The organism is Mycobacterium sp. SMC-21, from assembly GCF_045310825.1.
Classification (GTDB): domain Bacteria; phylum Actinomycetota; class Actinomycetes; order Mycobacteriales; family Mycobacteriaceae; genus Mycobacterium.
Map to the genome: position 1 here is coordinate 1 of NZ_JBJIAO010000009.1, position 17597 is coordinate 17597.

Genomic DNA, 17597 nt, shown 5'->3' on the forward strand with positions numbered 1-17597 from the left:
GTGATCGATGTTGCGTTGGCGGGGGCGTTGTCGGAGTGGGCGGGGTTGTCGCGCAAGAAGATTGAACGCAAGATCGATGGTTGGGTGCAGAAGTTCGACCCGGCTGCGGTGATCAAGGTGCGCTCGGCTGCGCGCCGGCGTGGGGTCGGGGTGGGCAAGCCCGATGATGAGACCGGGGTGGCGTCGATCTGGGGTGCGCTGTTGGCCACCGATGCCGATCTGTTGGATCGGGTGCTGGACGAGATGGCCCGGCAGGTGTGTGAGGACGATCCGCGGACGTTCGGGCAGCGGCGGGCTGACGCGTTGGGGGTGTTGGCGGCTCGTGGGGATCGGTTGGTGTGCCAGTGTGGCAATCCGGATTGTCCGGCGGCGGGGCCTGATGCGCGGGCGGCGGCGGTGGTGATTCATGTGCTCACCGATCAGCTGCCGACGCCGGTGGCGGATCCACTGCTCAGTGGGGACCCGGCCGCGCCCCCGACTCCGGCGCCAAACCAGCCTGCACCTGAGCCGGTGTTCACACCCGAGCCCGAGCCCGAGCATTTCTTCACAGCTGAACCTGAGCCCGAGCCCGCGCCTGCACCGGCGGCCGATTCGCGGCCCGCCGAAAACCCGATCCCTGCTGGGTTCGAACCGGCCGGCGACGCGGCGCCCACCCCTGAAGCCCATGCGGCGCACCCGCCGATCCCGACTTCCACCAAACCCCCCGCGCCGGTGCGCACACCCGTCGGCTATGTCCTCGGCGGCGGTGTAGTGCCCCCGGCGGTGCTGGCGGACCTGGTGGCTCGCGGCGCGAAAGTGCGCACCGTCGCCTCGGCTGCGGATCTGGATGAGGTGCCGCGGTATCGGCCGTCGGCGGCGATGGATGAGTTCGTGCGGGTGCGGGCCATGACGTGCATGTTCCCGGGCTGCGATCAGCCCGCCACCGCCTCCGATATCGACCACACCATCCCGTGGCCGGTCGGGCCGACACATCCGGGCAACCTGAGCCCGAAATGCCGCAAACACCACCTACTCAAAACCTTCTACGGCGGCCCGGACGGGTGGCAGGACCGTCAACAGCCTGACGGGACGATTGTGTGGACCGCACCCACCGGCCACACCTACATCAGCGTGCCCGAAAGCCGAATCCTGTTTCCCCGCACGGTCACCGACACCCCACTGCCGAACCCACCACCACAGGACACCGATCTGGACACCCCACCGGCCCCCGGCCGGGGTGTGATGATGCCCATCCGGCGCCGCACCCGCGCCCAGAACCAGGCTCAGCAGATCGCCTACGAACGTGCCCTCAACCAAGCCGACATCGACGAGCGCGAAGCTGCCCAAGAAGCCTTCGCCCGCCGGCGTAAAGAACGCCAAGAACGCGAAGCCGCAGAAGCCGCCCAAGCCGCGGCGGCACCGGTACCCACCGAGCAACGCCAACCCGCTGAAAACGACATCCCACCACCACGGTGAGCACCCAGATCGATTGGCGTCGCCGCCCGAGACGATCGTTGTGCCGATCTGCACCGGCCGGGAGGACGTCTGCCACCCGCGGCAGAACTTGGTGCGGCTGACAGAATGGCACGGTGTCGGAAGGTCTCTGGATCGCGATAGCGATCGTTGCTGTTCTCGTTGTCACCGCTCTGGTGGTCGGATTCGTCCGCTACCGGCGCAGCAGGATTTCGCTGTCCGCGCCGGAGGAGACGCCGAAGCTGGACCGGTCTGGCGGCTACACGGCGTCATCAGGCATCACGTTCAGTAGTTCGGACACCGCGGAGAAGCTGCCGACCGTCGGCGACGACGCCGAGATTCCGCGAGACTCGCGCAAGCGCACCATCGCCGACGTCCAGCTGCCCGAGCCGGAGGTCGTGACCGAGCCGGAAGTGGTCGCCGAGGCACCGGAAGCGGTCGCTGAGCCGGAAGTGGTGGCCGAGCCCGAGCCGACCGCCGCGCCCGAACCCGAGGCAGCGCCGGAACCCGAGGCAGCTCCCGAGCCCGAGCCCGCACCCGAGGTTGCGCCGCGCGATGAGATCGCACCGACCGCCGGCCGGCTGGAGCGCCTGCGTGGCCGCCTGGCCAAGTCGCAGACCACGCTGGGGCGCAGCATGCTGGGCCTGCTGGGCGGTGGCGACCTCGACGAGGACTCGTGGGAGACCATCGAAGACACCCTCCTCATCGCCGATCTGGGCCCGGTCGCCACCGAATCGGTCGTCACCGCGCTGCGCAGCCGCATGGCAGAGGCCAACGTGCGCACCGAGGCCGACGCCCGCGCCGTGCTGCGCGAGGTGCTGATCAAGGAACTGCGGACCGATCTGGACCGGTCCATCAAGGCGCTGCCGCACGCCGACAAGCCGTCGGTGTTGCTCGTCGTCGGTGTCAACGGCGCCGGCAAGACCACCACGGTCGGCAAGCTGGCCCGCGTGCTGGTCGCGGACGGGCGTCGCGTCGTGCTCGGCGCGGCGGACACCTTCCGTGCCGCGGCGGCCGACCAGCTGCAGAGCTGGGGTGCCCGCGTCGGCGCCGACATCGTGCGTGGCCCCGAGGGCGCGGATCCGGCCTCGGTTGCCTTCGACGCCGTCGACAAGGGCATCGCAGCGGGCGCTGACGTCGTCGTGGTGGACACGGCGGGCCGGCTGCACACCAAGACCGGTCTGATGGACGAACTGGGCAAGGTCAAGCGCGTCGTCGAGAAGCGCGCCAAGGTCGACGAGGTGCTGCTCGTGCTGGACGCGACCATCGGCCAGAACAGCCTGCCGCAGGCCCGGGTCTTCGCCGAGGTGGTCGACATCACCGGCGTGGTGCTGACCAAACTCGACGGCACCGCCAAGGGCGGCATCGTGTTCCGGGTACAGCAGGAGCTCGGCGTACCGGTCAAGCTCGTCGGCCTCGGTGAGGGTCCGGACGACCTGGCGCCGTTCGAGCCCGCCGCCTTCGTCGACGCGCTCCTGGGCTAGTCGCCGCCATTCGCTTCGGGAACGCAAAACTGCCCTATTCCACCCGGAATAGGGCAGTTTTGTGTCCGCCGGCCAGGAACTCACAGAGCAGGCCAGGGCCTGCGAAGAGGGCATTAACCGCGCCGAAACGTAACTGGTCGATCCGTTCACATACGTGAAACGCCCGCGCGCCGTCGGCGAAACAACCGATGCGCAAAGTTCTGGCCTAGGTCATCGGCGTCTGCCTGTGACATGGGTTAAGGAGGAAGCGGCCAGTGGATGGATTCCCTATCTTGGGCACGCCGGACACCGGTGATACCGCATGGATGCTGGTGAGTTCAGCGCTCGTGCTGTTGATGACACCGGGTCTGGCGTTCTTCTACGGCGGCATGGTGCGCCGTAAGGGCGTGCTCAACATGATCATGATGAGCATCAGCGCCATGGGTGTCGTCACGGTGTTGTGGGTGCTGTACGGCTACTCGATGGCGTTCGGCAATGACAAGTGGAGCTTCGTCGGGGATCCCACCCAGTACTGGGGACTCAAGGGACTCATCGGCGGCAACTCGCTCGTTGCGCACCTGCCCGCGGGAACCACTGCGGCGGTGCAGATTCCGCTCGCCGGGACCATCCCGCAGCTGGTGTTCGTGGCGTTCCAGCTGATGTTCGCCATCATCACCGTCGCCCTGATCTCGGGCGCGGTCGCCGACCGTCTCAAGTTCGGCGGCTGGCTGCTGTTCGCCGGCCTGTGGGCCACCTTCGTCTACTTCCCGGTCGCGCACTGGGTCTTCGCCTTCGACGGCATCACGGCCACGCACGGTGGCTGGATCGCGAACCAGCTCAAGGCAATCGACTTCGCCGGTGGTACCGCGGTGCACATCAACTCCGGTACCGCGGGCCTGGTGCTGGCCATCATCCTGGGCAAGCGCTCGGGCTGGCCCACCACTCCGATGCGTCCGCACAACCTGCCGTTCGTCATGCTGGGCGCCGGCCTGCTGTGGTTCGGTTGGTACGGCTTCAACGCCGGCTCGGCACTGACCTCTGACGGTGTCGCCGCCTCGACATTCATCACCACCACCGTGGCGACCGCCGCCGCGATGCTGTTCTGGCTGCTGACGGAAAAGATTCGTGACGGCCACGCCACCTCCCTCGGCGCGGCGTCGGGCATCGTGGCCGGCCTGGTGGCCATCACCCCGTCCTGCTCGTCGGTCAATGTCATCGGCGCGCTGGCGATCGGCGCGGGCGCCGGTGTGGTCTGTGCTCTCGCGGTGGGCCTGAAGTTCAAGCTGGGCTTCGACGACGCGCTCGACGTCGTGGGCGTTCACCTGGTCGGTGGTCTGTTCGGCACCCTGATGGTCGGCCTGGTGGCCACCAAGGAGGCTCCGGCCGCTGTGGCGGGTCTGTTCTACGGTGGCGGGTTCGACCAGCTGTGGCGTCAGGCCGTCGGCGCGTTCGCGGTCCTTGGCTACTCGGCGATCGTTACCGCTATCTTGGCCTTGATCGTCAAGTACACCATCGGCCTTCGCCTCGACAAGGAGGACGAGGCCAACGGTATCGACGAGGCCGAACACGCGGAAACCGCTTATGAATTCGCGTGATCGGGAAGGATTTACGGTGACATCCACGAGTACCGCGGTTATTTGGAAGGAATTGATCAAATGAAGTTGATCACGGCGATCGTCAAGCCGTTCACGCTCGAAGACGTCAAGACCGGTCTGGAGCAATTGGGAATCCTCGGGATGACCGTCAGCGAGGTGCAGGGCTACGGCCGCCAGAAGGGCCACACCGAGGTCTACCGCGGTGCTGAGTACTCGGTGGACTTCGTGCCCAAGGTGCGGGTCGAGGTCATCGTCGACGACGCATCGGTCGACAAGGTCGTGGATGTCATCGTGCAGGCCGCGCGGACGGGCAAGATCGGTGACGGCAAGGTGTGGGTCACCTCTGTCGAGACCGTGGTGCGCGTCCGTACGGGTGAGCGGGGCAGCGACGCCATCTGACGTCGGCTGACCACCAGATGACAATGCAGACACCAGATTCCGCTGCCGGAGCCGACGATACTTCGGTGTCGTCTGCTTCGGCAGCGGGGTCAACCCGTCCGGCCAGCGACCTGAGTGCTGCTGTCGAGCAGTTGCTGGGCGGCGGCGCGCGCCGCCTCGATTCGGTGGCGTTGCGCGAGGCGCTGGTTGATCTGTACGAATTCTGGCTTGCCGCAAAGGCAACCGAGATCGGTATCACCGAGACCAGTGGCTTCGCCATCGTGGCGACCGGTGGTCTCGGGCGCCGGGAGATGCTGCCGTACTCGGACCTGGATTTGATGCTGCTGCACGACGACCTGCCGCAGGCCGCCGTCACCGAGGTTGCCGAGGCGCTCTGGTACCCGTTGTGGGACGCCAACATTCACCTCGACCACAGCGTCCGGACGGTGCCGCAGGCACTCAAGACCGCGGCCGGCGACGTCTCCGCCGGGCTGGCCATGCTCGACGCCCGGCACATCGCGGGCGATTCGGATCTGTCGTCCCTGTTGGTCGGCGGCGCCCGGAGGCAATGGCGGACCGGGATCACCTCCCGCTTCACCGAATTGATCGAACACGCCGCGGCGCGGTGGGAACGTTCCGGTCAGATCGCGCACCGCGCCGAACCGGATCTGAAGAACGGCCGCGGTGGGCTGCGCGACGTGCAGCTGCTCAACGCACTGGCCATGGCGCAGTTGGCCGACGTCTACCCGAGTCGGTCCGTGGCGTCGCCGATCGGCACGCTGGGCGACGCGCATCTCGCACTGCTCAACGTGCGCACCGAGCTCCATCGCGTCTCGCACAAGGGCCGTGAGATGGTGCTGGCCCAGTACGCCGACGAGGTCGGCGCCGCACTGGGCATCGGTGACCGCTTCGACCTGGCCCGCATGATCAGCGATGCCGCCCGCACCATCAGCTTCTACGTGGACGCCGGCGTGCGGACCGCGGGGAATGCCTTGCCGCGCAGAGGCTTTGCGGCACTCAAACGACCCGTCCGGCGACCGCTGGACGAGGGCGTACTGGAATTCGGCGGCGAGGTCATCCTGGCCCGCGACGCCAAACCGCAGCGCGACCCGGGCCTGATCCTGCGAGTGGCCGCCGCGGCAGCCACCAACGGACTGCCCATCGCGGGATCGACCTTGGCGCGGCTGGCCGAATCGGCGCCCGAATTGCGGGCGCCGTGGCCGAAAGAAGCGCTCAACGACCTGCTCGTGATGCTGGCCGCCGGGCCGGGTGCGGTCGCCACCGTGGAGGCCCTGGACCGGACCGGGCTGTGGGGCCGGTTGTTCCCGGAGTGGGGCGCGATCCGCGACCTGCCGCCACGTGATGTCGTGCACATCTGGACCGTCGACCGGCATCTGATCGAAACCGTCTCCCGGGCAAGCGCTTTCACCACCCGCGTGGACCGGCCCGATCTGCTGGTGCTGGGTGCGCTGCTGCACGACATCGGCAAGGGCCGGGGCGGCGACCACAGTGTGATCGGTGCCGAACTGGCCAACCAGATCGGCATCCGGCTGGGCTTGTGGCCGGCCGATATCGAGGTGCTGGTCAAGATGGTGCGCTACCACCTGCTGTTGCCGGAAACGGCGACTCGTCGAGATCTGCAGGACCCCAACACCATTGCATCGGTGGTCGACGCGCTCGGTGGCGATGGACTGCTGCTGGAATTGCTGCACGCGCTGGCCGAGGCGGATTCGCTCGCCACGGGTCCCGGCGTGTGGGGTGACTGGAAGGCCTCCCTGATCGGCGATCTGGTCCGGCGATGCCGGCTGATGATGGCGGGGGAGGACCTGCCGCACCCCGATCCCATTGATCCGCAACTGCTTTCGCGGGCCAGCCAGAGCGGTGTCCACGTCGAACTCACCGCGGCGGACAGTGCGCACCTGTTCAACGTCACGATGCTCGCCCCGGATCGGCGCGGTCTGCTGTCGAAAGCCGCCGGGGTGCTGGCCCTGCACTCGCTGCGGGTGCATTCGGCGTCGGTCAACAGCCATGAGGGACTGGCGATCAACACCTTCGTGGTGTCGCCACACTTCGGCTCCCCGCCGGCCGCGGAACTGCTGCGTCAGCAGTTCATCCTGGCGCTCGACGGCGATCTCGACGTGATCGCCGCGCTCGAGCAGCGGGACGAGGAAACTCCGGCCCCGACCCGGCGCGCCGGCGACGTCCCGGCGGCGGTGCCCGGCTACCACACGGTCGCGCCGCCCCGCGTGCGGTGGTTCGAGGGGTCCTCGGACGACGAGTTGGTCGTGCAGATCCGCAGCGCCGACCGGCCCGGCCTGCTCGCCCGCCTGGCCGCTGTCATCGAGCGCAAGGGCGCAGATGTGGCCTGGGCCAAGGTGACGACGCTGGGCGCCACCGTCGTCGACGCGTTCGGTCTGGTGGTGCCGGAGGACTTCACGGCCACCGAGGCCCGGGCAGCGTTCGAACAGGATCTGTATGCGGTGTTGCCCGCGCCCGCGCCGGTCAAGCCTGCCGTGATCACTGCCGAGGTGAGTTAGCGAGTTCCGCGCTGCCGCACCACTTCCGGACGGCGGCCGGGGCGTCGGTGGCCTCGCCGGCCCACGCGACGTAACCGTCGGGCCGGATCAGCACGGCGGGCGGCAATTGGTCATCGCCGGTGACCGCGCAGGTGACGTCGGTGCGGTCGAGCGTCAGACCGCCCTTGGTCAGCAGTAGGAATCGGCCGTCACGCAGTAGTTCGTAGACCCGGGTGTCCGCGCACGCGATGTCCGGCATGCGGCGCCCGACCAAACGGTGATCGTCGCGCTTGCGGGGATAACTGATGGCGATTCCGCTGAGGCGGCCGCCCATGGCACGCCTGGTGGGCCCGGTGCTCAGGAGCGCGGTGATCGCGATGCGCCGCAGGACTCGCCGCGGCAGGCTGCGGCCCAGGACCAGCTGATTGAACGCATCGGTCAGTTTGAGCACGTTGGCGCCGACGGCATGGCGTTCACTCTGGTAACTGTCCAGGAGCCACGCCGGCGCGGTGCCCTTGACGGCCGACGCCAGCTTCCAGCCCAGGTTCATCGCATCCTGGATGCCGGTGTTCATGCCCTGTGCGCCCAGCGGCGAGTGGACGTGCGCCGCATCGCCGGCGATGAAGCAGCGGCCGACGCGGTAGCGGTCGGCCTGGCGTCGCTCGGACAGGAACCGGGTGCTCCAGCGCATCTCGCTGACGCCGAAGTCCGTTTTCGCGATGCGGCGCAGTGAGCCCGTGATCTCGGAAAGCGGTACGGGTTCGCCGAGCGGCACGTCTTCCCGGGTGCGGTCCCAGGCGATGGCGCGGAACCAGCCGTCGCCGAACGGGACCAGCAGCACGACGCCGTCGGGGCTGTTCGCGGCGGCCAGCCCGCCGGCCGGCGGGTTCGTCAGCTGAACGTCTGCCAGCAGGATGTGGGTCTGGTACTGCTTGCCGGCGAACCCGATGCCCAGCATCGTGCGCACCGCGCTGTGGGCACCGTCGCAGCCCACGAGGTAGCCGGCACGCACCGTGCTGTGATCGGCGAGGCGCACGGTGACGCCGTCGTCGTCCTGCGTCAGACCGGCGACTTCGGCGCCGTAACGGATTTCGACGCCGAGTTCGATGGCGCGCGCGGTCAGCACCCGTTCGGTCAGGCTCTGCGGTGCCATCAGCACCATGGGGTAGCGGGTGGGCAATTCCCGCAGGTTGATCGCGGCGCCCGGGACGGGACTCACGCTCTGGACGGGGAGCCCGCGCTGCACGAGTTCGTCGGCCAGGCCGCGGGCGTCCAGCAGTTCCAGCGTCCGCGCATGCACGCCGAAGGCCCGGGTGATGTTCGGGATGTCACGGCGTCGTTCGAGCAACTGAACCGCGACGCCGCGCATCGCCAGTTCGCACGCCAACGCCAGACCGGTCGGGCCGGCACCGACAACGACGATGTCCGCGCTGTTCATGGTGGTCATTTCAGGCTCCTCATTAATTCATCAAACAATGAATTCATCATGTGATGAAATACTGCGCGCCCGGGTATCGCCGTGTCAAGGGGACGGTGGTGCCGAAGTACCGGCGACGGGCGCTGCAGTTAGGCTTAACCCCGTGTTTGAATCCCTGTCCGACCGGTTGACCGGTGCGCTGTCGGGTCTGCGCGGCAAGGGCCGGCTGACCGACGCCGATATCGACGCCACCGCCCGCGAAATCCGCCTGGCCCTGCTCGAGGCCGACGTGTCGTTGCCGGTCACGCGCGAGTTCATCGGCCGGATCAAGGAACGCGCCAAGGGCGCCGAGGTTTCCGGTGCGCTGAACCCGGCGCAGCAGGCCGTCAAGATCGTCAACGAGGAGCTCATCGGCATCCTCGGTGGTGAGACGCGCCAGCTGGCGTTCGCCAAGACCCCGCCGACGGTCATCATGCTGGCCGGTCTGCAGGGTTCCGGTAAGACGACCCTCGCCGGCAAGCTGTCGAAATGGCTCAAGGATCAAGGACATACGCCGCTGCTGGTCGCGTGTGACCTGCAGCGCCCCGGCGCCGTCAACCAGCTGCAGATCGTCGGTGAGCGGGCTGGCGTCAGCGTCTTCGCACCGCACCCGGGAGTCTCGCCCGACGGCGTGACCATCGACCAGATGACCACCGGCGACCCGGTGTCGGTCGCCGCCGCGGGTCTGGCCGAGGCCAGGGCCAAGCACTTCGACGTCGTGATCGTCGACACCGCCGGCCGCCTCGGTATCGACGAGGAACTGATGGCCCAGGCCGCCGCGATCCGCGACGCCGTCAAGCCTGACGAGACGCTGTTCGTCCTCGACGCGATGATCGGTCAGGACGCCGTCACCACCGCCAACGCCTTCCGCGAAGGCGTGGGCTTCACCGGTGTCGTGCTGACCAAGCTCGACGGCGACGCCCGTGGTGGTGCCGCGCTGTCCGTGCGCGAGGTCACCGGCGCGCCGATCCTGTTCGCGTCGGCCGGCGAGAAGCTCGAGGACTTCGACGTCTTCCACCCGGACCGCATGGCGTCCCGCATCCTGGGCATGGGCGACGTCCTCACCCTGATCGAGCAGGCCGAGCAGGTCTTCGACCAGAAGAAGGCCGAAGAGGCCGCCGCCAAGATCGGCTCCGGTGAACTGACGCTCGAGGACTTCCTCGAGCAGATGCTGATGATCCGCAAGATGGGTCCCATCGGGAACCTGCTGGGCATGCTGCCCGGTGCCGGTCAGATGAAGGACGCCCTGGCGGCCGTCGACGACAGCCACCTGGACCGCATCCAGGCCATCATCCGCGGCATGACCCCCGCCGAGCGGTCCGACCCGAAGATCATCAACGCCTCCCGGCGCCTGCGCATCGCCAATGGATCCGGTGTCACGGTGGCCGAGGTCAATCAGCTGGTCGACCGCTTCTTCGAGGCCCGCAAGATGATGTCGCAGATGGCCGGCCAAATGGGAATGCCGTTCGGCCGCAAGAGCTCTCGCAAGGCCGCCAAGGGCAAGAACAAGCAGGCCGGCAAGGGCCGCAAGGGCGGACGCGGCCCGACGGCGCCGAAGGCGGCCGCCAACCCGTTCGGTCTGGACCCGAGCGCGCTGCCGGGCGGTTTCCCGGACCTGTCGAACATGCCGCAGGGGCTCAACGAGTTGCCGCCGGGCCTCGCCGACTTCGACCTGTCACAGCTGAAGTTCCCGAAGAAGTAGCCGCCGTGCGGGCGCTGCACATTCGCGGTCGGGGACTGCCCGACGGCGACGAGGTGCAGTGGTGGATACATCAGGGCGTGCTCTCGGCCGAGCCGATCGCGAACGCCGACACCATCTTCGACGGTGGCTGGATCATCCCCGGGCTGGTCGACGCGCACTGCCACGTCGGCATCGGTCCGGGTGGCCCCGTCGAACTCGACGAGGCCGAGCGCCAGGCCGAGACCGAGCGCCAGGCCGGTGCGCTGCTGCTGCGCGACGCCGGGTCTCCGGTCGACACCCGCGACTTCGACGACCGCGACGACCTGCCGCGGATCATCCGCGCGGGACGGCATCTGGCCCGGCCCAAGCGCTACCTGCCCGGGTTGCCGATCGACATCGAGGACGAATCGCAGCTGCCGCAGTACGTCGCCGAGCAGGCCCGGCGCGGTGACGGCTGGGTGAAGCTGGTCGGCGACTGGATCGATCGGGGAGTGGGCGACCTGGCGCCGCTGTGGTCCGACGACATCCTCAAAGAAGCCATCGACGCCGCCCACGCCAACGGTGCGCGCGTCACGGCGCATGTGTTCGGTGAGGAAGCGTTGCCGGGGCTGATCAACGCCGGTATCGACTGCATCGAGCACGGCACCGGGATCACCGACGACATCATCGAGCTGATGCTGGCCCACGGCACGGCGCTGGTGCCGACCCTGATCAACATCGAGAACTTCCCCGGGATCGCGGAGAAGGCGACCAAATTCCCGGCATACGCCAAACACATGCGCGATCTCTACGCGACGTGCCCGCAGCGCGTCGGCGCCGCGCACGAGGCCGGCGTACCCATCTACGCGGGCACCGACGCCGGCGGGATGATCGCCCACGGCCGCATCGCCGACGAGGTCGCCGCCCTGGGCCGGGTGGGCCTGAGCCCGACGGACGCGTTGGGCGCGGCAAGCTGGAACGCACGAAAGTGGTTGCAGCGCACCGGCTTGGAGCACGGCGCCTCGGCCGATCTCGTCTGCTACGCCGACGATCCGCGACTCCCGGGCGTCCTCGACCATCCCGACCTGGTGATCTTGCGCGGCCGGGTCTACTGACTCAGGTGTAGTGGCTGAAGCCCCAGTCGAACAACTGTCTCGCCTGCGGGTAGAGATTGCCGGTGCCGTACATCTGCACCACGACCAACCGGTGGTTCCCGCGCTGCGCGGCGCCGACGTACGTCTTGCGGGCCCGGTCCGTGTAGCCCGTCTTGCCGGCGAAATCGCCGGGGTACCCCGTCAACAGCTCGTTCTGACTGGTCAGGGTCTTGCCGGGAAACTGCGCCGACGTCTGCCGGAAAATCTCGGCGATCACCGGGTAGGTCAGCGCCGCCCGGTAGATCACCCCGAGGTCGCGCGGCGTGGTCAGCGATTCCCAGCCGGGACCGTCGAGTCCGGACGGTGAGCCGGCGCGGGTGCTGCGGGCGCCGAGCGCCGCGGCCTTGCGATTCATGGCCGCCACCGTGACGCGCTGGCCGCCGAGCATGTCGGCCAGCATGTTCGCGGCGTCGTTGCCCGACACCATGAGCAGGGCATCGAGGAGCTGGCGGACCGAGTACACCTGGCCGGGTTTGAGCCCGACGCACGAGCACTCGACCTTGGTGTGCGACTCGTTGGCCCGTCCCAGCGCGTCCGGGCGCAGGTTGTCCAGGACGACCATGGCCAACAGCGGCTTGATGGTGCTGGCCGGCGCGTACGAGCCGCCCGGATCCTGCGACGCCAGCACCTGGCCGGTATCGAGGTCGGCGACCAGCCAGGCTTTGGCCGGGCCGTTGGCGAATGCCTGTGCGCCCGTGGGTTGCCCGGTGGGTTCGGCCGTCGCGGACGGTGTGGCGATCGGCGTCACCAGTAGTGTGCCGAGGGCCAGCGCGGTCGCCGTGAACAGTTTGCGCACGAGCGCCGACGCTACGGAACCCAGGCTGCGATCAGCTCGCGCCGAGATTCCGGTCGGGTCTCGGTTGGTTCGGTCTACAGAGAGCCGACGCTGACCGAGCGGTCCTGCGCGAAGCCCCAATCGAGCAACTGCGAGGCCTGATCCCAGTAGGTCGGCCCGCCCTCGCGCACCATGCCGTACATCATCGCGATGACCAAGCGGCGGCCGCCGCGGTCGGCGGCGCCCACGTAGGTCTTCTTGGCGGCGTTGGTGAACCCGGTCTTGCCGCCGATGGCGCCCGGATACCGCTGCAGCAGCTGGTTCTCGTTGACGATCTGCTCGTTGCCGTTCTTGCCGGGGAACGTCGCGGCGGGCTGCGCGGTGATCTGCGCGAAGTACGGATTGGCCATCGCGGCCCGGAAGATGATGGCCAGGTCCCGGGGAGTGGTCCAGCCCGAACCGCCCGCGCCGTCGAGGCCCGACGGGGTGGCGGCGTGGGTGTCGACGGCGCCGATGGCGGCGGCCTTGGCGTTCATCTTCGCGACGGCGACGTCGTAGCCGCCGATCATGTCGGCCAGGGCGTTGGCGGCGTCGTTGCCCGAGGCGAGCAGCACCGCGTCCAGCAGTTGGCGCGCGGTGTACACGTGGCCGGGGACGATACCGGCGCAGTTGCACTCCACCTGGGTGTCGGCGACGGTGCCGGCCACGGTCGCGTCCAGGTTCGGCAGTTCACTGAGCGCGGTCAGCGCCAGCAGCGTCTTGATGGTGCTGGCGGGCGGATGCCGCAGGTCGATGTCCTGTCCGGCGAGAATCTGGCCCGAGTCCATGTCGGCGACGATCCACGCCGGGGCCGGCCCTGCCGGGATCTGTACCGTGCCGACCGGCTGGATGTCGGGGTCAGCGGCCGCAACCGGCGGCGCGCCGAGGAATACGAGCGTCAGGGTCGCCATGACGGCGGTTGCGAACCTTCCCATGGAGCCAGCAGCCTACTGGTGGTGTTCAATCGGTTCATGCTGAGTCTGGAAGAGATCTCGGACCGTCTGGAAATCCAACAGCTGTTGATCGCGTACTCGACGGCCATCGATACCCGCCAATTCGATGATCTGGCAAAGGTTTTCACGCCGGATGCCTACATCGACTACCGCGCGATGGGCGGCATCGACGGGCATTTCCCCGAGGTCAAGGAATGGCTGGCGCAGGTGCTGCCGAATTTCCCGGCCTATGCGCACATGCTCGGCAACTTCGACGTCACCATCACCGGCGACACCGCGAAGTCACGCACCATCTGTTTCAACCCGATGGTGCTGCCCGCGGCGGACGCCGACGCACAGCCCCAGGTGCTGTTCTGCGGCCTCTGGTACGAGGACGAGTTCGTCCGCACCGCCGAGGGCTGGCGTATGACCCGCCGCGTCGAGACTAAGTGTTTCGACCGGGTGGTCTGAGTCGCCGTTCACGGGATTTGGGCCGGTCGCGGCTGCTCTGGCAGAATGGTCGGCTGTCTGTCCGCGACCCGTTCAATGCGCCGCGCGGCGGTCACACACGTGAGGCAAGACCGGACCGGGCAATCCGCCCGAGTCGCTGAATTGCAGCGTGGCAATCATCAGGAGAAGTGCAGAACATGGCTGTCAAGATCAAGCTCACCCGGCTTGGCAAGATCCGCAACCCCCAGTACCGCATCATCGTCGCCGACGCGCGCACCCGCCGCGACGGCCGCGCCATCGAGGTCATCGGCCGGTACCACCCGAAGGAAGAGCCGAGCCTGATCGAGATCGATTCGGAGCGCGCGCAGTACTGGCTGGGCGTCGGCGCACAGCCGACCGAGCCGGTCGCCGCCCTGCTGAAGATCACCGGTGACTGGCAGAAGTTCAAGGGCCTGCCGGGCGCCGAGGGCACCCTGAAGGTCAAGGAGCCCAAGCCGTCCAAGCTGGACCTGTTCAACGCCGCGCTGGCGAACGCCGACGCCGCCCCCGGTGGCGAGGCCGTCACGCTGAAGAAGCGCAAGGACAAGAAGGAAGAAGCGGCTGAGGCTGCCGCCGAGACCGAGGCTGCCGAGGCCACTGAGGCCGAGGCCGAAGCGCCCGCCGAATGAGCAGCGTCGTCGTCGACGCCGTAGAGCACCTGGTCCGCGGGATCGTCGACAACCCCGACGATGTCCGGGTCGACATGGTGACCAGCCGCCGCGGTCGTACCGTCGAGGTGCACGTGCACCCCGATGACCTGGGCAAGGTCATCGGGCGCGGCGGCCGCACGGCCACCGCGCTGCGGACACTGGTCGCCGGCATCGGCGGCCGGGGCATCCGCGTCGACGTGGTGGACACCGACCAGTAAATATGGACCTCGTGGTCGGCCGCGTCGTCAAGGCGCACGGCATCAGCGGCGAGGTTGTCGTCGAAGTACGTACCGATGATCCCGGCGAGCGTTTCTCGCCGGGATCATCGCTGCGTGGCAAGCCCGGTGCGCGTAGCATCGAGCGCGCCGAACGTACCTATGTGATCGACGCCGTTCGTGAGCACGGCGGGCGGCTGCTGGTGAGGCTGGCCGGTGTGAACGATCGCAATGCGGCAGATGCGTTGCGCGGCACGCTGTTCCTGGTGGACTCCGCCAGCCTGCCGCCCATCGACGAGCCCGACGAGTTCTACGATCACCAGCTCGAGGGCCTCAAGGTCCGCACCGTCGACGGTGTCGACGTGGGTGTGGTGACCGAGGTGCTGCACACCCCGGGCGGCGAATTGCTGTCCATCCGAACGGAATCCGGTGCCGAGGTGCTGGTGCCGTTCGTCACCGCGATGGTGCCGACGGTGTCGCTGGCCGACGGTCTGGTGGAGATCGATCCGCCCGACGGCCTGCTCGAGTTGGATTGATACCCATGCGGATCGACGTCGTCACCATCTTCCCGGCGTATCTCGACGCGCTGCAGCAGTCCCTGCCGGGCAAGGCGATCGCCAACGGCACCGTCCAACTCGGTGTGCACGACCTGCGGAACTGGACGCATGACGTCCACAAGTCGGTCGACGATTCGCCGTACGGCGGCGGGCCCGGCATGGTGATGAAGGCGCCGGTCTGGGGTGCCGCCCTCGACGAAATCTGCACGCCGGAAACGGTTTTGGTGGTCCCGACGCCGGCGGGCCGGCTGTTCACACAGGAACACGCGCACCGCTGGACCGGCGAGAAGCACCTGGTGTTCGCGTGCGGCCGCTACGAGGGCATCGACCAGCGGGTCGCCGACGACGCCGCCCGGCGCATGCGGGTCGAAGAGGTTTCGATCGGTGACTACGTGCTGCCCGGCGGTGAGTCCGCGGCGCTGGTCATGATCGAGGCCGTGGTGCGGTTGCTGCCCGACGTCCTGGGCAATCCGGCGTCACACCAGGATGATTCGCATTCGGCGCACGTCGGGGGAGTGCTGGAGGGGCCGAGTTACACGCGGCCGCCGGTCTGGCGTGACCTCGAGGTGCCCCCGGTGCTGTTGTCGGGCGACCACGCCAAGGTCGCCGCCTGGCGCCGCGAACAGGGTCTGCAGCGGACGCGCGAGCGCCGGCCGGACCTGTTGCCCGACTAGCCCGGCTAGTTGATCCGCCCGCCCGGGAACATCGTCTTCACGGCGTTGGTGATGGTCGCGCGTGCCGTGGCGTCATCGGTGGGCTGCAGTGAGCCGATCGCCATGACGTAGCGCCGGTCGGCGCCGATCACGCCGGTGGACATGTGCATCCAGTTGTTGCCGCCCCAATCCGGCATCCAGCCCTGCTTCACCGCGACCGGTTCGCCGTACAGACCGTCCGGGATGCCGAAGCGCTGCGGGTAGCCGTCGGCGCCGGTGGGCGTGGACGCGGCCAGGTTGGCCAGGATGATGCTGGCCCGCTCGGGCGGGAGCCCGCCGGAGCCGTTCAGCAACTGGTCGTAGTAGTGCACCAGGTCGGTGGTGGTGCTCATGGTGTTCCACCACTTGCCGTCGTAGGGCACCGAGGTCCCGGTCAGCCCGTAGCGGGCCGCGACGCGGCTGACGACGCTGTTGCCGCCGCTGCGATTCCAGAACACCTCCGCCGCGGAGTCGTCCGACGAGCGCAGCATGGTGTCCAGCGACTGACGGTCGGCCGCGGTGAGCTCGATCTGGCCCTTCGCCTCCTGCAGCAGCAGATCGTCGGCGATGAACAACTTGGCCACCGACGCGATGGGCATGGCGGACTTGTTGCCGGCGGCGATCAGCTGGCCGGTGTTGCGATCGAGAACCGCGGCGCTCATCGACGCGCCGGCCGCCGCCGCATCACTGGTGGCGGTCCGTTCGCGGGCATCGAGGCCCGCCAGGGCAGCGGCGGGCTCGGTGGCCGGGGCCTCCGGCATCTCCAGGGCGGTGACGACCGGTACGACGGTCAGCGCGATCCGGTTCGGCGGCGGCGCCCCGTAGACCTTGGCCTCGCAACCAGCTGTGAGCATCACCGTTGCCGCGGCAGCGGTGATGGTCAGCAGCTTCACGTGCTGCGGGCGCATGGGTCTCCTCAGATCACGGTGGATAAAATCTGATTGATCAGCGTAACCGGTAAACGTGTGTTGGGTGTGACGACTGTGACGGTGCCGCGTGTGATGTCGGCTGCACCGGCCTGGCGGGGGTCACGATTTCGTCACCCGGCGGCTGTCTGGCACAATTGAGCAGTTGTCTGCGCTGGGCGCGGGGTCGGCGTCTGTTTCGGATGTGTCCCCGCCCGCTACGGCATCCGACCAACGTCCGTAAAGAGAATGGCTTTTCCGTCGCGCCGCATGGTGTCCGGCGGCTGTAGCCCGCGAGTTAGCAAGGAAGTGTCACCGATGAAAACGCTGGACTTCGTCGACCAGGCGTCGCTGCGCGACGACATCCCGGCCTTCAACCCCGGCGACACCCTCAATGTGCACGTCAAGGTCATCGAGGGCAACAAGCACCGCATCCAGGTGTTCAAGGGCGTCGTGATCCGTCGTCAGGGTGGCGGCATCGGTGAGACCTTCACCGTCCGCAAGGAGAGCTACGGCGTCGGCGTCGAGCGGACCTTCCCGGTGCACTCGCCGAACATCGACCACATCGACGTCGTCACCCGCGGTGACGTCCGTCGCGCCAAGCTGTACTACCTGCGCGAGCTCCGTGGCAAGAAGGCCAAGATCAAGGAAAAGCGCTGAGCTTGTTCG

At 68.1% G+C, this 17597-nt stretch carries 17 protein-coding genes; 13 read left to right on the forward strand and 4 right to left on the reverse strand.

The window, feature by feature from the left end; genetic code table 11:
• The 5 genes from ACJH6H_RS11465 to ACJH6H_RS11485 all read left to right on the forward strand — a co-directional run.
• Positions 1 to 1455 (forward strand): DUF222 domain-containing protein (locus ACJH6H_RS11465; RefSeq protein ID WP_406774890.1); only part of this gene is annotated, 1455 nt, incomplete at its 5' end.
• Between the two features lie 113 nt (positions 1456 to 1568).
• A complete protein-coding gene (gene ftsY / locus ACJH6H_RS11470; RefSeq protein WP_212811901.1) occupies positions 1569 to 2936 on the forward strand; it encodes a signal recognition particle-docking protein FtsY in 1368 nt (455 codons plus the stop codon).
• Positions 2937 to 3190: 254 nt separating this feature from the next.
• A complete protein-coding gene (locus ACJH6H_RS11475) occupies positions 3191 to 4510 on the forward strand; it encodes an ammonium transporter (protein WP_212811900.1) in 1320 nt (439 codons plus the stop codon).
• A 60-nt stretch (positions 4511 to 4570) separates the two neighbouring features.
• Entirely contained in the window at positions 4571 to 4909 is a 339-nt protein-coding gene (locus ACJH6H_RS11480) for a P-II family nitrogen regulator (RefSeq protein WP_212811899.1), read from the forward strand.
• A 23-nt stretch (positions 4910 to 4932) separates the two neighbouring features.
• A complete protein-coding gene (locus ACJH6H_RS11485) occupies positions 4933 to 7425 on the forward strand; it encodes a [protein-PII] uridylyltransferase (RefSeq protein ID WP_406774891.1) in 2493 nt (830 codons plus the stop codon).
• Here ACJH6H_RS11485 and ACJH6H_RS11490 read toward each other — a convergent pair.
• Complete coding sequence (locus tag ACJH6H_RS11490) at positions 7406 to 8851, reverse strand: FAD-dependent monooxygenase (RefSeq protein WP_212811897.1); 1446 nt, start codon at positions 8849 to 8851, stop codon at positions 7406 to 7408. The genes ACJH6H_RS11485 and ACJH6H_RS11490 overlap by 20 nt on opposite strands.
• Before the next feature lie 133 nt (positions 8852 to 8984).
• Between ACJH6H_RS11490 and ffh the strand changes: the two genes are divergently transcribed.
• The gene (gene ffh / locus ACJH6H_RS11495; RefSeq protein WP_212811896.1) at positions 8985 to 10562 is read left to right on the forward strand and encodes a signal recognition particle protein; all 1578 of its coding nucleotides are present in this window, start codon (positions 8985 to 8987) and stop codon (positions 10560 to 10562) included.
• Positions 10563 to 10567: 5 nt separating this feature from the next.
• Complete coding sequence (locus tag ACJH6H_RS11500; protein WP_212811895.1) at positions 10568 to 11635, forward strand: amidohydrolase family protein; 1068 nt, start codon at positions 10568 to 10570, stop codon at positions 11633 to 11635.
• A gap of 1 nt (position 11636) precedes the next feature.
• Here the strand turns inward: ACJH6H_RS11500 and ACJH6H_RS11505 are convergent, their stop codons facing one another.
• Positions 11637 to 12470 carry a D-alanyl-D-alanine carboxypeptidase family protein gene (locus ACJH6H_RS11505; protein WP_212811894.1) on the reverse strand — a complete coding sequence of 278 codons (834 nt, stop codon included), beginning with the start codon at positions 12468 to 12470 and terminating at the stop codon, positions 11637 to 11639.
• Between the two features lie 74 nt (positions 12471 to 12544).
• Entirely contained in the window at positions 12545 to 13423 is an 879-nt protein-coding gene (locus ACJH6H_RS11510; protein ID WP_212811893.1) for a D-alanyl-D-alanine carboxypeptidase family protein, read from the reverse strand.
• Between the two features lie 36 nt (positions 13424 to 13459).
• Between ACJH6H_RS11510 and ACJH6H_RS11515 the strand changes: the two genes are divergently transcribed.
• From ACJH6H_RS11515 to trmD, 5 genes are all read left to right on the forward strand, one after another.
• Positions 13460 to 13891, forward strand: coding sequence for a nuclear transport factor 2 family protein (locus tag ACJH6H_RS11515; RefSeq protein WP_064979066.1), 432 nt, complete (start codon positions 13460 to 13462; stop codon positions 13889 to 13891).
• Between the two features lie 176 nt (positions 13892 to 14067).
• Entirely contained in the window at positions 14068 to 14538 is a 471-nt protein-coding gene (gene rpsP / locus ACJH6H_RS11520; protein ID WP_029105754.1) for a 30S ribosomal protein S16, read from the forward strand.
• On the forward strand, positions 14535 to 14777 hold the full coding sequence (locus ACJH6H_RS11525; RefSeq protein WP_003881089.1) for an RNA-binding protein: 243 nt from the start codon (positions 14535 to 14537) through the stop codon (positions 14775 to 14777). Before rpsP ends, ACJH6H_RS11525 begins: the two co-directional genes overlap by 4 nt.
• Before the next feature lie 2 nt (positions 14778 to 14779).
• Positions 14780 to 15310: a ribosome maturation factor RimM gene (gene rimM / locus ACJH6H_RS11530; protein ID WP_212811892.1), complete on the forward strand. Its 531-nt coding sequence runs from the start codon at positions 14780 to 14782 to the stop codon at positions 15308 to 15310.
• 5 nt (positions 15311 to 15315) lie between these two features.
• On the forward strand, positions 15316 to 16005 hold the full coding sequence (trmD, locus tag ACJH6H_RS11535) for a tRNA (guanosine(37)-N1)-methyltransferase TrmD (RefSeq protein ID WP_212811891.1): 690 nt from the start codon (positions 15316 to 15318) through the stop codon (positions 16003 to 16005).
• Positions 16006 to 16010: 5 nt separating this feature from the next.
• Here trmD and ACJH6H_RS11540 read toward each other — a convergent pair whose 3' ends face one another.
• Positions 16011 to 16931 (reverse strand): serine hydrolase, encoded by a 921-nt coding sequence (locus tag ACJH6H_RS11540; RefSeq protein ID WP_212811890.1) that lies wholly within the window; start codon positions 16929 to 16931, stop codon positions 16011 to 16013.
• Positions 16932 to 17246: 315 nt separating this feature from the next.
• Between ACJH6H_RS11540 and rplS the strand changes: the two genes are divergently transcribed.
• On the forward strand, positions 17247 to 17588 hold the full coding sequence (gene rplS, locus ACJH6H_RS11545; protein ID WP_020103768.1) for a 50S ribosomal protein L19: 342 nt from the start codon (positions 17247 to 17249) through the stop codon (positions 17586 to 17588).
• The last annotated feature ends 9 nt before the right edge of the window (positions 17589 to 17597 follow it).

What these genes read in the sequence shown, in the direction of transcription:
- trmD (WP_212811891.1), top strand. Translation starts at nt 15,316, where the DNA reads ATGCGGATCGACGTCGTCACCATCTTCCCGGCGTATCTCGACGCGCTG.
- ACJH6H_RS11510 (WP_212811893.1), bottom strand. Translation starts at nt 13,423, where the DNA reads ATGGGAAGGTTCGCAACCGCCGTCATGGCGACCCTGACGCTCGTATTC.
- rimM (WP_212811892.1), top strand. Translation starts at nt 14,780, where the DNA reads ATGGACCTCGTGGTCGGCCGCGTCGTCAAGGCGCACGGCATCAGCGGC.
- ACJH6H_RS11480 (WP_212811899.1), top strand. Translation starts at nt 4,571, where the DNA reads ATGAAGTTGATCACGGCGATCGTCAAGCCGTTCACGCTCGAAGACGTC.
- ACJH6H_RS11515 (WP_064979066.1), top strand. Translation starts at nt 13,460, where the DNA reads ATGCTGAGTCTGGAAGAGATCTCGGACCGTCTGGAAATCCAACAGCTG.
- ACJH6H_RS11490 (WP_212811897.1), bottom strand. Translation starts at nt 8,851, where the DNA reads ATGACCACCATGAACAGCGCGGACATCGTCGTTGTCGGTGCCGGCCCG.
- rplS (WP_020103768.1), top strand. Translation starts at nt 17,247, where the DNA reads ATGAAAACGCTGGACTTCGTCGACCAGGCGTCGCTGCGCGACGACATC.
- rpsP (WP_029105754.1), top strand. Translation starts at nt 14,068, where the DNA reads ATGGCTGTCAAGATCAAGCTCACCCGGCTTGGCAAGATCCGCAACCCC.
- ACJH6H_RS11525 (WP_003881089.1), top strand. Translation starts at nt 14,535, where the DNA reads ATGAGCAGCGTCGTCGTCGACGCCGTAGAGCACCTGGTCCGCGGGATC.
- ACJH6H_RS11540 (WP_212811890.1), bottom strand. Translation starts at nt 16,931, where the DNA reads ATGCGCCCGCAGCACGTGAAGCTGCTGACCATCACCGCTGCCGCGGCA.
- ACJH6H_RS11485 (WP_406774891.1), top strand. Translation starts at nt 4,933, where the DNA reads ATGCAGACACCAGATTCCGCTGCCGGAGCCGACGATACTTCGGTGTCG.